The organism is Chryseobacterium limigenitum (genome assembly GCF_900114875.1).
GTDB classification, from domain to species: Bacteria; Bacteroidota; Bacteroidia; order Flavobacteriales; family Weeksellaceae; genus Chryseobacterium; species Chryseobacterium limigenitum.
Genome location: NZ_FPKW01000002.1, coordinates 331,624 through 345,124 on the forward strand (window position 1 = coordinate 331,624; position 13,501 = coordinate 345,124).

Annotated in this window: 13 protein-coding genes; 7 read left to right on the forward strand and 6 right to left on the reverse strand. The window is 32.6% G+C overall.

Annotated features, from left to right (window positions below):
- Nucleotides 1-106: 106 nt before the first annotated feature.
- Together BT156_RS04255 and BT156_RS04260 are read left to right on the forward strand one after the other, a co-directional pair.
- Nucleotides 107-565, forward strand: coding sequence for a hypothetical protein (locus BT156_RS04255; protein ID WP_072407497.1), 459 nt, complete (start codon nt 107-109; stop codon nt 563-565).
- Between the two features lie 126 nt (nt 566-691).
- Nucleotides 692-1,201: a ferritin gene (locus BT156_RS04260; protein WP_066759553.1), complete on the forward strand. Its 510-nt coding sequence runs from the start codon at nt 692-694 to the stop codon at nt 1,199-1,201.
- A gap of 66 nt (nt 1,202-1,267) precedes the next feature.
- Here the strand turns inward: BT156_RS04260 and BT156_RS04265 are convergent, their stop codons facing one another.
- Nucleotides 1,268-4,408 carry a UvrD-helicase domain-containing protein gene (locus BT156_RS04265; protein WP_072407499.1) on the reverse strand — a complete coding sequence of 1,047 codons (3,141 nt, stop codon included), beginning with the start codon at nt 4,406-4,408 and terminating at the stop codon, nt 1,268-1,270.
- A 183-nt stretch (nt 4,409-4,591) separates the two neighbouring features.
- Between BT156_RS04265 and BT156_RS04270 the strand changes: the two genes are divergently transcribed.
- The 4 genes from BT156_RS04270 to BT156_RS04285 all read left to right on the forward strand — a co-directional run bounded on the left by BT156_RS04270 (nt 4,592) and on the right by BT156_RS04285 (nt 7,796).
- Complete coding sequence (locus BT156_RS04270; protein WP_072407501.1) at nt 4,592-5,338, forward strand: peptidase associated/transthyretin-like domain-containing protein; 747 nt, start codon at nt 4,592-4,594, stop codon at nt 5,336-5,338.
- Nucleotides 5,339-5,344: 6 nt separating this feature from the next.
- A complete protein-coding gene (locus BT156_RS04275; protein ID WP_072407503.1) occupies nt 5,345-6,154 on the forward strand; it encodes a hypothetical protein in 810 nt (269 codons plus the stop codon).
- Nucleotides 6,155-6,167: 13 nt separating this feature from the next.
- The gene (locus BT156_RS04280) at nt 6,168-6,977 is read left to right on the forward strand and encodes a peptidase associated/transthyretin-like domain-containing protein (RefSeq protein ID WP_072407505.1); all 810 of its coding nucleotides are present in this window, start codon (nt 6,168-6,170) and stop codon (nt 6,975-6,977) included.
- Nucleotides 6,978-7,061: 84 nt separating this feature from the next.
- Nucleotides 7,062-7,796, forward strand: a complete 735-nt coding sequence (locus tag BT156_RS04285; RefSeq protein ID WP_072407507.1) for an SIMPL domain-containing protein — start codon at nt 7,062-7,064, stop codon at nt 7,794-7,796.
- 67 nt (nt 7,797-7,863) lie between these two features.
- Here BT156_RS04285 and BT156_RS04290 read toward each other — a convergent pair whose 3' ends face one another.
- From BT156_RS04290 to BT156_RS04310, 5 genes are read right to left on the reverse strand one after another with little or no spacing between them, the layout of a single operon-like run.
- Nucleotides 7,864-8,376, reverse strand: a complete 513-nt coding sequence (locus tag BT156_RS04290; protein ID WP_072407509.1) for a GNAT family N-acetyltransferase — start codon at nt 8,374-8,376, stop codon at nt 7,864-7,866.
- Nucleotides 8,377-8,379: 3 nt separating this feature from the next.
- Nucleotides 8,380-8,601: a PspC family transcriptional regulator gene (locus BT156_RS04295; RefSeq protein ID WP_034712816.1), complete on the reverse strand. Its 222-nt coding sequence runs from the start codon at nt 8,599-8,601 to the stop codon at nt 8,380-8,382.
- Nucleotide 8,602: 1 nt separating this feature from the next.
- Complete coding sequence (locus BT156_RS04300) at nt 8,603-9,868, reverse strand: DUF2851 family protein (protein ID WP_072407511.1); 1,266 nt, start codon at nt 9,866-9,868, stop codon at nt 8,603-8,605.
- A 26-nt stretch (nt 9,869-9,894) separates the two neighbouring features.
- The gene (gene bshA, locus BT156_RS04305) at nt 9,895-11,043 is read right to left on the reverse strand and encodes an N-acetyl-alpha-D-glucosaminyl L-malate synthase BshA (RefSeq protein ID WP_072407513.1); all 1,149 of its coding nucleotides are present in this window, start codon (nt 11,041-11,043) and stop codon (nt 9,895-9,897) included.
- 4 nt (nt 11,044-11,047) lie between these two features.
- A complete protein-coding gene (locus BT156_RS04310; protein WP_072407514.1) occupies nt 11,048-12,790 on the reverse strand; it encodes a glycoside hydrolase family 3 protein in 1,743 nt (580 codons plus the stop codon).
- 114 nt (nt 12,791-12,904) lie between these two features.
- Between BT156_RS04310 and BT156_RS04315 the strand changes: the two genes are divergently transcribed.
- Nucleotides 12,905-13,450, forward strand: a complete 546-nt coding sequence (locus BT156_RS04315; protein WP_072407516.1) for a hypothetical protein — start codon at nt 12,905-12,907, stop codon at nt 13,448-13,450.
- Nucleotides 13,451-13,501: the final 51 nt, after the last annotated feature.

Below are 13,501 nucleotides of genomic sequence, written 5' to 3' on the forward strand. Positions count from 1 at the left end.
GATATTAAAATTTAACATTTTTTATGAATATTAGTATTTAACTTCTGTTTTAATTAAGTATCAAAAAGATGTATAACAATTAATTAATAATTAAATATTTAAAAAGATGAAAAAATTAGTATTAGCAATAGCATTTATCGGAATGGGAAGTTTTGCAATGGCACAACAAACTACTCCTCAGGACAAGCAAGCTAAAAGAGCAGAAATGCAGCAGAAAATGCAACAAAAGGAGCAGGAACATTTAGATAAAATGCAGAAAGATTTAAACTTAAATCAATCACAGGTAGCTCAGATAAAAGATCTTCACGAAAAGAGAAAAGCTGAAATGAAAGCTGATTTTGATAAAAACAAAGGAGAAAGGCAAGCTAAAATGGAGAAGATGAAAGGCAAAAGAGAGCAAATGGATGCAGATATGAAAAAAATCTTAACTCCTGAGCAGTACGGTAAATGGCAAGCTGACAGACAGGCTAAAATGGAGCAAAGAAAAGCAGCAATGAAAGATAGAGGAATGAAGGGTGGAAAAATGAAGAGATCAATGGATACGGCTGCTCCTGCTGCGAATTAAGAGTTTTCAGTTTTGATTTTTTAATGTATGAAGGGCGGATGTATTTCCGTCCTTTTTGTATTAATTTTGATTAAATCTTTTGATTTCGGGGTTTTATTCCATAATTTTACTGTAAAATTTATTATTATGGTAAGCGATAAAATTGCACAACTAATTAACGAACAAATAGCTCACGAACAATACGCCGCACAATATTATCTTTCAATGTCTGCTTGGTTTTCCAGCAAAGACCTTGACGGGATCGCCAATTATTTCAGAGTACAAAGCAAAGAGGAATTAATGCATGCTGATAAAATGTTTGATTATTTAAATGATGTCGGAGGACAAATTATTATCGGGGAAATTGCAAAACCGCCACACGAATTTGCAAATGCCATCGACATTTTTGAAAAGGCATTGGAACATGAGAAAAAAGTAACGAAAAGTATTTTTAACATCGTGAAAAATGCGAATGACGAAGGAGATTTTGCTACAACTTCTTTCCTACAGTGGTTTATCAACGAGCAGGTAGAAGAGGAAGCAAGCGCTTCTCAATATGTTACGAAAATCAAAATGGTGTCTGATAATCCATCAGCATTATATCTTTTTGATCAGGAATTGTCACAGAGAGTTTTTGTTGCGAATGCAACAGCTTAAGATTTAACTTTAAATAAGTTTAAGATAACCAGTTTCGGCGGCACCAAAGGTGCCGCCGAAACTCTTTTACAAGTAAATAAGCTGAGTCCTTAACACCTTTCTTCCCAAATGCTCCAACACATTCTTATATTGTTCAATCTGTCGATCATTCTTCGTCGTTTCTTCACCCGTTTTGAAATCCACAATAATATATCCATCATTATTTTTCAAAATTCGGTCGGGTCTGTAGATTCTGCTTTCTCCATTTTCTGAGATCATGATGTCCTGCTCATTGATCACTTCCCATTTTTCGTCAAAAAATTCTGAATAAGTATTGACGATCTCTTCTAGAGTTTGCTGAATGTCATTCTTTTCTTCCAACGTAATCTGTCCTTCCAATAGATAACTTTCAAGAACTTTCGCAATATCTTTTTCGGTATTGATTTTTGATAATAATTCGTGAACGAAAAGTCCAATTCTCACTTTCTCATTTCGAACCTGATAGTTTTTAGATGGAGTGGCAATTTTTATAGAATTGCTTTTTTCATTGATATTTTTAAGATTTTCAATATTTTTTGTTTTGAAGGATGAAGTTTTATCTTTCGAATACTTTTTCAGCATTTCTGGCTTTACTTCATATAAATCGAACTCATCACTTTCATTAACATTTTTAGTTTGCAGAAATTCTAAAAGCTCAAGATTGTTTGAGGTTTTATTTGCTTTTTGAAGATAAAAGAATAACTGTTCAACAGGTCGGGTAGTGGCTACATATTGCAGACAAAGCCTGTCGACAAGGTTTTTGTAAGAATTTTGCTTGTTGAATTTCTCAATTTCCTGATCGTAAACTTCAAGATTTTTACTGAACTGATTGATATTAACAGACTTCAAAGCTTCATCACTGCTTGTTTCAAACCAGTTGGTAAATTCGCTGTCACGATTCTTATTCATCATCGGAATAAAAACAATTGGGAATTCCAGTCCTTTAGATTTGTGAATAGTCATGATCTGGATCGCATCAATATTTTCCGAAGCCTGAATCGTGTAAGTAGAAGCTTCTTCATCCCAATATTTCAAAAATTCTTTGGTACTGGCTCCTGCATTTTGTGTGAAGTTGAAAAGCATTTCCAAAAAATTCAGAAGAAAATCGGTTTCTTTATTTTCAAGGGAAAATTCGTTGACATAATATTCTACAAAGTTGTATAAATTAAACCTAGGGAAATTTTCCTGTTTTAATTGTAAAGAATATTTTAGTTGAAGAAATTGTAAAATCTCCTCATGCGTTTCAATATCCAGAATTTCCTTCATTTCCAATGTGAAATCAGCCATGTTTACTCTTCCTAATGTATTCAGATGATACATCATCATGATCAGATTAGGTTTGTTTTTCGGGTTGGTTTCCCATTTCAAAAACTCGATAACAGCCTGTAAAGTATTTGATAATTCTAAGGTCAGTCCTTTGTCAGAAATAGTTTTGATATTCGTTTCTTCGCCACGATAATTGACTTTCAGACTCCCCAGTTTTTGAGAGTAACTGAAAATATCAAAATTTCCACGGCAAAGAATTGTAATATCAGAAAACTTAAAACCATTATTCAGACATTCCTGAATATCTGTTTTCATCCTTTCGGAAGTATCGTTGTAAAAATCTTCGTTGGTAAGATTTTCAATAAGATTTACTTTAACGCGGCCTTCATGTGCTGATTTGGCGTTTTGTTCGGCATCGGTTCCGAAAATATTTTTATGCTCTTCTTCAAGATCTCTAGAATGATATTCGTATAATTCATTATTGAACTGAACAATATTCTTTGCACTTCGCCAGTTGTCTTTTAAAACAAGTAACTGCGCTTCTTTAGGTGAAATCTCTTTTTTATTGATAATATCGAGCATCAATTTACTTTCTCCGCCACGAAATCGGTAAATACTTTGCTTCGGATCTCCAACTAACGTAAAAGAAGTATTTTCCGTTGAAACACTGTGATCTCTTAACGGAACAAAATTCTGCCACTGAAGCTCAGAAGTATCCTGAAATTCATCAAAGAAATAATGCTGGAACTGTGAGCCTACTTTTTCATAAATAAAAGCTGACGGCTCATTTTTAAGATTTTCATTAATTAAAATATTAAACTTTGAAAGCAAGACAAGATCATTCTCATCTTCAATTTTTTTCAATTCATCCTGAATATCTTTATTAACCTTCAAAGGAAGAAGTGCAGATAAAATTTTCTCTTTTTTCTGAGTTTCGATGAATAAAAGAATCAGCTGCATTCTGTTTTCTAACAATTGTTCTAGAATTTCAAAAATTTCTGATTCTTTGCTTTTAGATTTTGCAGAAGCGCCTTTTCTGTAATTATTCACAACCGATTCCTCCTGAGTCGTCGGGAACGGAAATCCAGGTCTTTTTTGATTGTAAAAATCTAAAACTTTGGTAAAAAATCCTCCGATTCCATTTTTTCCCTGAGCAAAATCCTCAATCTCAATATTTCTTGATTTAAATAACTCAATTGATTTTGTTGCAATCTCTAAAGAATGCTTTTTATTGAAAATGATCTCTTTTCGGATCGTATTTTTTATACTTTCATAGTTTGTATCATCAAAACTTTTATTGTTTTTCAGTTGTTCGTAATGAATGTCTTTTACAAATTCTTTTGCCGAGTCGTAAAGGTTTTTATTAAGGTTAATTCTTTCATTATTTTCAAGGCTGTAATCTACATAATCCATGAAAGAATTAGAAATAGATTCATTTTCACCGATCTGATCGAGCATTTTGTCTACAGCTTCGATCAAAAAAGGTTCTGCATCAATTTCAAGATTAAAATTTTTGGCTAAGCCTAATTCATAAGAAAAACTTCTTACCAATCTGGCATTGAAGCGGTCAATTGTGCCAATATTTAATGTGGAATAATTATGGAGAACATAATCCAGCAGTTTTTTAGAACGAGTATGCAATTCATCAATCGTTATTCTTAAACCTTGTTCTTCAAATTCTTTCTGAATATTTTTTAAATCTGCATTTTTAGCAAAAGTCTCTGCGGCGAAATTATTCAACCAGGATAAAATCCTTTCTTTCATTTCATTGGCGGCCTTATTAGTGAAGGTCAAAGCCAATATATTTCTGATGGCGTGCTGTTGATTAGGATACCGAAGACAGATCATCAAAAGTCTCTGAACCAAGGCATAAGTTTTCCCTGAGCCCGCAGAAGCATTGATCACTGTATAAGAATTTTGCATTTTTTTGAAAGAATTGAGAGTGCAAGTTAGCTAATTTTTAAGTGAAATTTTAACAAATTCAATTCCCTATTTAACAATTTGGAAATAGAAAATTCACAAAAATTTCCTAAAACGCGTTAACTGTGGTTAAACTTGTATTTTAATTTAAAAATAGCTTTAGTTTTGCGTTATAAAAAACGTTCCGTGAAATTTAAACTACTCTTTTTATTATTTACCATATTTTTCATCAATATCAATGCACAGGATTATATTTTTGGGAAGATATCTTCTGAAGAAAATATTGAAATGCCCGATGTTACGGTAATTAATATCCGAACTGATGAAAGGGTATCTACCAACCGAGACGGACATTTTATGATCTTTGGAAGACAAGGAGATGAACTCCGTTTTGTGAAAGCCGGTTATGAAAGACTTAATAAAAAGGTGACGTCTGAGAATATCAGTTCTGCGCTTAATATTACCTTGATAAGATCTGCCGCATTAATTGCTGAGGTTGAAATTAAAAAAGGACTCACAGGAGATTTAAAAATTGATTCTAAAAATCTTAATCCTCCTAAAAAAGTTGAGAAACTAAAAAGCGATCTGGCTGTTTATATGTCTCAAAAATCTGATCCAAGAATTCTGGCTGCGAGACCAGGAGAATTTGTCCAGCCAAAAGGACAGGGATTTTCTATCGGAAAAATTAAAAATAAATGGGATGATGTTGATTTAATGGATTATCTTACAAAAGCTTTGGGAGAGCAGTATTTTACAGATCTTAAAATAGATAAAGCATTGACTCAGAATTTCATTTATTATGTTTTTGCAGGTGGTTTTGAGAGGAATAATATTTTAAAATATGGTTATTGCAGTGATGCAGATTTGTATAGATTTCAACGATTTGTTTTAACGAGAATTTCGTCTTATCGTGCTCCTCAAACTCAAAAATAGGCAAAGATGAATACTTGTATTATAAGAAAAAGCCTTTTTGTTATTCCTTGTTTTGTTTTTGCAGACTTATTTTCTCAGCAGAAAATTACAGGTAAAATAGTTGATGAGAATAATATTAGTCTAAATTCTGTTTTAATTGTAAATATTTCCAGTAATAAAAGTTCTCACAGTGACCCTTCCGGACAGTTTGTGATTGAAGCTCAGGAAAATGATGAAGTCCGTTTTGTGAAAGATGGATATTATCGTACTGATAAAAAGATCACGAATGGAAATGTAAATATTCCTTTTAATGTAACGCTTTTAAAAGCCGAAACTGTGATTCCTGAAGTTAAAATTACCTATAAACCTACAGGAAATCTTGAAAAAGACAGTAAATATCTTGATGGTTCGAGGAAAATTGCTTCTTTGAATTCTTCAATGGAAAAATATATGAAGAGTCCGTTGAATGAAGCTTTACCGAATAATTCAATCTCGAAAACCTTTCAAGGACATGATTTCAGTGTGGGACAAGTTGATATGGTAAAGCTAATTGGTTCTGCAATAGGTTTAGTAAAAAAAGCAACTCAGCCTAAAATTACAAAACCAGATTATTTTGAAAGTCGGGATTTTATCAATAAACTCAAAACAGAAATGGATCTGGAGTTTCTTAAAAAGTATGGAATGACAGAGGAGCAGATTGACAAATTCTTGCTGTATGCTAATGATACAAGAGGATTAGCTAAAAAATACAGAAAAAATTTCAATACAGATACTGTTGAAACTGAATTGAGAGTAGCTTTTGCATTATACAAGAAAACTGAAAAAATAGGAGATTAGTAAAGAAAAAATAGTGAAGTTTAATAATAAATATACATTCTTATCAGGCTGGAAAAAACTTTTTCTGTTCCTTGTTTTTTTGTGTAATTATGTGTTTTCACAACAGATAGTAACAGGGAAAATTACAGATGATAATGGTATTAATCTTGGTTCTGTCACGGTCATTAATATTTCGACTGATCAAAAAGTATACACCAATTCTCAGGGTGAATTTTCTATTGAAGCCTTTAATAATAATGAATTAAGATTTGTAAGAGCCGGATACGAAAGAGTTTCCAAAAAAGTAATGACAGACGGAATCAATTCTCAATTATTTATTACACTCATTAAAATTCCTGAAGAAATAGAAGAGGTTAAAGTCGCCAAAAAATTGACAGGTGATTTGGCCGATGATTCCAGAGCTGTCGCAAAAGTGAATAAAGGAGAAATCGTTCAACAGGCAGTCGGACTTCCTCAGCCAATCGGTAAAATGAGGGAAAAGCCTGCAGAAGTGAAAAGCGTTTTGCTTCCGATTCTTTTAGGAAATCTTAATGTGCAGGGCGTTTACGACCTTGTAAGTGGAAAAGCAAGAAGGCAAAAACGTCAATATCGGTATGATGATCTGCAGGAGCATATTATGTGGATCCGCAATAGAGTTGATGATGATTATTTTACAAAAGCAGGAATTCCTGCTGAAAGAATTTCGGAGTTTATTGAGTTTTCTTTTCTTACAAAACCTCATACGAGGACTTATGTTAAAGCCAAAAACCTATCGGGAGTGTTATTAAGCCTTGAGGAGACAATCCCTCTTTATGTTGAAAGGTTAAATCAAATCAAACAATAATTAAAATGTTAATAAAATCTTAAATTTTCGGAATGGAAATTGATATACTCATAGAATTAAAATCAACCAAATTCACGAATTTTTATGAATAAAAACATTATTGCAATCGCGGTTGCATCTTTAGGCTTCATTATTGGTCTTGGACTTTTAGGAAACGCTATTAAAAACAGAAATAAATCTGAAAATACCATTTCTATTACAGGTTTGGGAACAAAACAATTTACTTCCGATTTGATTACATGGTCGGGAAGTTTTTCTAAAAACAATGCCGACTTGAAATCTGCTTATGATGAATTAGCGATGGACAGAAAAGTTATCAATGATTATCTGATTTCAAAAGGGATTAAACAGAATGAAATCGTTTTTTCTTCGGTAGATATTCAGAAACAATTCAGAAGTTATAATGATTCTAACGGAAATTATGTTCAGGGAGAATTCTCGGGATATAATCTGACGCAGAAAGTTTCTATTGAAAGTAAAGAAGTCGCAAAAATTGAAAACCTTTCCAGAAATATTACGGAAATTATCAATCGTGGAATAGAATTTACTTCTTCGTCACCCTCTTATTTTTATACAAAATTGGCGACTGTAAAGCAGGAAATGATTGCTTCTGCAACGAAAGATGCTAAAGAAAGAGCCGAAAAAATTGCTGAAAATTCTGGAAGTAAATTAGGAAATCTTAAAAAAGCAACAATGGGAGTTATCCAGATTACAGCTCCAAATTCTAATGAAGATTATTCCTACGGAGGAACTTTCAATACATCTTCTAAAGAAAAAGAAGCGAGTATTACGATTAAGTTGGAATATGAGGTGAATTAATTTTTCTATTAATTATCAATTGGAAAAAACAAAAAATCCGGAGCATTAAAACTTCGGATTTATATTTTTAATGATAAACAATATCGTAAATTTCATCTTTAACCTCCTTCAAATTTTCAGGAGAATAATTTGATAACAGCCATATGTCAATTGGGCTTTTCCCCTCACCATAACTTGGTTGCACATACATTTCATCAAGAAGCTTAAAGCCGTTTTTCTGATAAAAAGAATAGCGTCTTTTTGCGTCTTCACCTAAATGCTCAGGTTCTATTTCTAAAATAATTCTTGGATAATTTTCAAATAAATATCCGGTAATATGTGACCCGAATTTCTGACTTCTAAATTCTTTAAATACTTCAAAATGTTCAACAAAAACAAAATTGCTCAATTCCCAAAGGATGAGGTAACCGATAGTTTTTGATTCGTGTAAAACAGAAATTATTTTGACATTTGAATTTTCAAAAAGCTTTATAAATTTATCCCAATCCCGTCTTTCATCCTCGGGGAAGGAGCTTGAATAAGAAGTATAAATTTCCTCGACTCTAAAGTCGTCTGATGATGTAATCGGTAAAAATTCCATAGATTATAAGTCGAAAACGCTGGGTCTTCTTGTGATAAAAATATCTTTGATCCAAAGGGTAAACGCCAATCCTAAATAGATAAGAAAGAAAAAACCTGCCGTGGCAAAAGTAGAGTAGATAAAGAAAACCCTCAATTTAGACACAGGGATTCCCAATTTAGCACCCATTCTTGTAAGAACGCCAAACCATTCTCTTTCCATTTTATGGCGGATATTATCGAACATTTTAGGTTTCTTTTAAAAGTTTAAATCCAATACCGCAATTTAAGCAATTTTTTTCTTCACAGAAATTTTTATAGTGATAAATCAGGCTCTGACTTTCCAGGGCATTTTTAGTTTTTAAACCAAGACTTTTCCATTGATCAATAATTGAATTTTTTTCGGATGAAATATTTGTATAAAATGCTAAGATCTCATCTGTTTTTTCTTCATTGTGATATTTATGATAGGTATATTTTAAAGGAAGAATTGTATTTAAAATAATTAATTCAATAAAATCTTTGGTCAAAATTTTAGGTTGATCTACTGTTGATATTTTTCCGAAATTGAAACGGTTGTCCCAATATTCTGAGGCTTTTACTTCTTTAAAAATTTCAAATAATTCCGCAGAGCTTTTCGCAAAAATGATTTTTGAAAATAAACTGTGATGCTGATGGTAAAGATTAGCCAATTGAGACAAACGAATAGTAGGGAAATTGGGAGGTCTCAGTCTTAAAAATTTTGGACGAAATTTTAATTCAGAAATATTAAATTTAGCTTTAATAAAATCAAACTCTCGTTTCCAAATTTGCATTTGGTCATCTTCCTGATTTTCCAGCCAACCGGAAATTCCAAAGAATAAAGCTTCAAGCTGAGTTTCGTTCTGTTTGATTTTATTGATGATCGTGAAGTTGATGCTTTCTGCAATTTGTTTGAAAATAAATGCGTTCACTTTTAATCCAAAAGAGTAGGCGAGGTGATGAAAAAGAACAGCTTCAAAATTATTTTTATATAATTCTAAACTTTTTTCTATTTCCAAAGATTTCTGTTCCAGTTTTTTCAAAACATTTTCCTCATGAAAATGGATGGGGATTTTGGTCTGGTCAAAAATATTTTCACAGGGAATAAATTGATTTTCGCTAACCAGTTTTTCATATTTCCAGAGAATATTTTCATCAATGAAACTTTTCAATTCCAGTGTTGGAATACTTTTATTTTTCAGTTCATCAATATCAGCATCGTTTTGAAAAACAGCGTGAAGAATAATGTTTTGGTAATTGGGATCTATAGAATGATTGTGAAATATCCAGTCGGAGGATTTTACGTGAAGCTCGATATTTCCTGCAAAAATTACATTGTTGATTTTAATTTTTGCCAATAAAAAATCGGGTCCGGAATCAGTATTCCATTTGCCGAAATCTAATATTTCAACGGAATTTCCTTCAATATCCTTGAAGTCAAAATTTTTAAAAACCTTAAAGTTCCAAAGATATTGAAGTAGTTTTTCCGTCATAAGTGTCTTACAAATATAGCAGACTGCTACACTTTAGACAACTCCTTTTTAAAATTTTCTATCGTTGTTCTATACATTTCTTCATATATAGGAAGAATGTTTTTTAAATCGAATTTTATCGCCTGTTCTTTCGCGTTTTTCTTCATTTGGGTTAAAAGTTCTTCATTGCTCAACAATTTGATCGTGTAGTTGCTCATCGCCTCTACATTTCCAATTTCGGCCAAGAAACCTGTCTCTCCCTGAATATTTACTTCCGGAATTCCACCTGCATTTGAACTGATAACCGGAGTATTTGCTGCCATTGCTTCCAATGCTGCCAAACCGAAACTTTCCTGCTCTGAAGGCAATAAAAAAACGTCTGAAAGCTGAAGAATTCTATACAAATCATTCACTTTTCCTAAAAGACGAATTTTCGAAATCAGATCCGGATTTTCTTCTAAAAACTGATTAACTTTTTCCATATCCGGACCTTCTCCGATGATGATCAGTTTAGATTTTACTTTATTCTGAACATTTTTGAAAATCTGAAGAACTTCTTCTACACGTTTTACAGGACGTAAATTGGAAACATGAATCAATATTTTTTCGTCCGGATTGGCAAATTGAGTTCTCTGGCAATCACTTGGCTCGTCAAATTCAGAATTATCAATAAAATTGGTAATCACCTGAATCTCTTTTTTGATTTTGAAAAACTGCAGTGTGTCTCTTTTTAAACTTTCAGAAACGGAAGTGATCGCGTCTGATTGATTAATCGAGAATTCCACTGCATGCTTGTAACTTGGATGTTGCCCGACAAGCGTAATATCTGTCCCGTGAAGTGTCGTTACCAATGGAACGTCGTTGTTGTCCTCTTGTAACATTTGCTTAGCCGTAAAAGCCGCATAAGCATAAGGAATCGCATAATGAGCGTGAAGCAAATCCAGTTTATAAAGATTTACGACACGGTAAATCATTGAACTTAACGCAATATCATAAGGCTGATATTGGAAAAGCGGATAGGTCTGAACATTTACTCTGTGGAAGAAAATATTCGGATTGGTAATATCTAGTCTTGCAGGAAGCGCGGAACTTATGAAGTGAACCTCATAACCTTTGTTGGCAAGAGACATTCCGAGTTCTGTTGCCACGATTCCGCTTCCGCCGTATGTTGGATAGCAAAGTATGCCTATTTTCATTAGTTTATTGTTGTTTTTTGGATGTTGTAAATACTGTTGAACTTACTTTTGTATTGGAAGCGGAAGTAGGGTTTAAATCAATCCCCATTCCTGCTTTCAAATTATCGTTAACTGAAACAGGAAGTCTGCCCCAGATTTTTGTTTTTCCGTTGAATGCATTGGCTGTTGCAGTCATTGAATCATCATTGTTTTCATAAGAAACGAGAACAGTTGAAACTTTTGAAATGTCAATATCTTTCAACGCGTAAGCGCTTCCGAAGACATTTAAAATTACTTTTTGATTTTTCGTTAAATCAGATAAAACTTTTTTAGATAAATCTGAAATTTTATAAGGTTTATAAGCTGTTGAATTGTCTTTGTGAAAACCAACAATTACCGTAGAGTTTTTTGGAATTGAATTAATTTCTCCAGCTTTTTTAATAACTATATTTGAACCCAATTGAGAGGCAAATGTTTGATAAGGTGCTTCTTCCAAAGGAACGTAATACACTTGTTTTCCGTTTAATGGAAGCAGTTTTTTATCATCTTTTATTAAGGTCAGAGCATTTGAGTAAAGGTTTTGGACTAAATTTTTATGAGAATCATTATTAAGATCCTGATTTACATTTTCAGGATTTTTTGGATTGTATTGAGTTAATCCTAAATAATATTTTGTCAATAAAATCTTCTTTACACTTTCTTCAACTCTTGATTGAGGAATTTCTCCGTTGTCAATTGCCTTTTGGATTAATTTTTTACCGTTTGCTACACCTTGAGAAAAAAGCATAATGTCGTTACCAGCTTTGAAAGCCATCGCATCTAATTCACCCGGATTGTATTTGTTGGCTACAGCTCCCATATTTAGAGCATCTGTGATGATTAAACCTTTGTAGCCTAATTTTTCTTTCAATAAACCTGTGATGATATTTTTAGAAACGGAAGCCGGAATTCCTTTTCCTGATTCTAAACTTGGAACATACAAGTGCGCCACCATAACACCGCCGATTCCTTTATTCATCAAGGCTTTGAAAGGTGCCAATTCGATGGTATTTAATCTTTCTAAACTATGAGAAACAACCGGAAGATCAAGGTGCGAATCTGTACTCGTATCGCCATGTCCGGGAAAGTGCTTTATTGCAGCAAGAATATTGTTATTTTGAAGTCCGTTGGAGTAAGATAATGCTGAATTAATTACATTATTAACCTCAGAACCGAAACTTCTGTTTCCGATGATGGGATTATTTGGATTTGTATTGACATCAACAACTGGGGCAAAGTCCCAATTAATGCCCATTCTATGGCAGTCTTCGGCTATTTTGGCAGCCATCTGCTCAATTAAATTTTTATCCTGAATAGCTCCCAAAGTCATTGCCCAAGGGAATTTATGTGCTGCAGCAATTCTTTGGAATAAACCCCATTCTGCATCCATCCCGATCATTAATGGGATTTTAGATTTTTGCTGAAATTCATTAACTAAATTAATTTCTCTTGCTGCATCATCCTGCATCAGAATCAAACCACCGATTTTATCGTTTAAAACAATGTTTCTTACCTGATTGATGTGATTTTCGTCTTTATTGGTGTATAAAGCAACAATGAAAAGCTGGCCTAATTTTTCATCCTGAGAAAGAGATTTATACGTTGTATCAACCCATTGATTGGCTTTATCTATGTCTGCACGTGAAATATTTTTCGGCTGGTATTGCGCTGTGATTTTTGTGCCAATACATAAGAATGCAAAGAGGGAAATATAAACTACTTTCTTCATGACTTTTTGAATATGAACAAAAATACAATTAAAAAAATGATGAAAACAAAGTTTTTGAGTTTTTTGGTATATGTTTTGAATAAGTCATATCAATAATAATTAAACTTTTATAAAATGAAAAAATTTCTTCCAATTTTACTATTAGCTTTTGTAAGCTTATTTATATTTAGCTGTGATAATAATGATGATAATCATGTTGACAGTGATACGGTTGCTGTAATGAAAGACGCTACAGGAACATTTTCGAGTGCTAATAACTTTCAACTAATAATGGATATTAATATTGAAAGTACAGATGTAGTTTTAGTATACAAACATGTAGGTGATGCTTGGCAGCTTATTCCTAAATTAGTTATCTTACCGGATGTAGCAGGAATGCCTAGTAATAGAATTTTTCAGTATAATTTTGTTTTTGATACTAAAAAAGTGCAGATTAGAATAGATGACGAGAATTTTAATTTAACAACAGGTTTAAATGCAACCGAAACAGCTCAGTATTTATCCAATCAAACATTTAGAGTTGTTCTTGTTCCTGCTAACGCTACAGGTAAAAATTCTAAATCAGCTAAATCTGCTGGTGTAGACTACAACGATTATAATGCTGTAGTTAAATATTTCAATCTTAATGATTCTAACGTTACTAACACTAAAGTAAATTAAGAATATTATCTTTTCAATTTTTTATAATTAAAAAGGCTCCGGAAGAATTTC

Excerpts from the sequence above, each read along its gene's own strand:
- BT156_RS04290 (WP_072407509.1), bottom strand. The coding sequence starts at position 8,376 with ATGGAATTTTTACCGATTACATCATCAGACGACTTTAGAGTCGAGGAA.
- BT156_RS04255 (WP_072407497.1), top strand. The coding sequence starts at position 107 with ATGAAAAAATTAGTATTAGCAATAGCATTTATCGGAATGGGAAGTTTT.
- BT156_RS04310 (WP_072407514.1), bottom strand. The coding sequence starts at position 12,790 with ATGAAGAAAGTAGTTTATATTTCCCTCTTTGCATTCTTATGTATTGGC.
- BT156_RS04265 (WP_072407499.1), bottom strand. The coding sequence starts at position 4,408 with ATGCAAAATTCTTATACAGTGATCAATGCTTCTGCGGGCTCAGGGAAA.
- bshA (WP_072407513.1), bottom strand. The coding sequence starts at position 11,043 with ATGAAAATAGGCATACTTTGCTATCCAACATACGGCGGAAGCGGAATC.
- BT156_RS04315 (WP_072407516.1), top strand. The coding sequence starts at position 12,905 with ATGAAAAAATTTCTTCCAATTTTACTATTAGCTTTTGTAAGCTTATTT.
- BT156_RS04300 (WP_072407511.1), bottom strand. The coding sequence starts at position 9,868 with ATGACGGAAAAACTACTTCAATATCTTTGGAACTTTAAGGTTTTTAAA.
- BT156_RS04295 (WP_034712816.1), bottom strand. The coding sequence starts at position 8,601 with ATGTTCGATAATATCCGCCATAAAATGGAAAGAGAATGGTTTGGCGTT.
- BT156_RS04275 (WP_072407503.1), top strand. The coding sequence starts at position 5,345 with ATGAATACTTGTATTATAAGAAAAAGCCTTTTTGTTATTCCTTGTTTT.
- BT156_RS04260 (WP_066759553.1), top strand. The coding sequence starts at position 692 with ATGGTAAGCGATAAAATTGCACAACTAATTAACGAACAAATAGCTCAC.
- BT156_RS04285 (WP_072407507.1), top strand. The coding sequence starts at position 7,062 with ATGAATAAAAACATTATTGCAATCGCGGTTGCATCTTTAGGCTTCATT.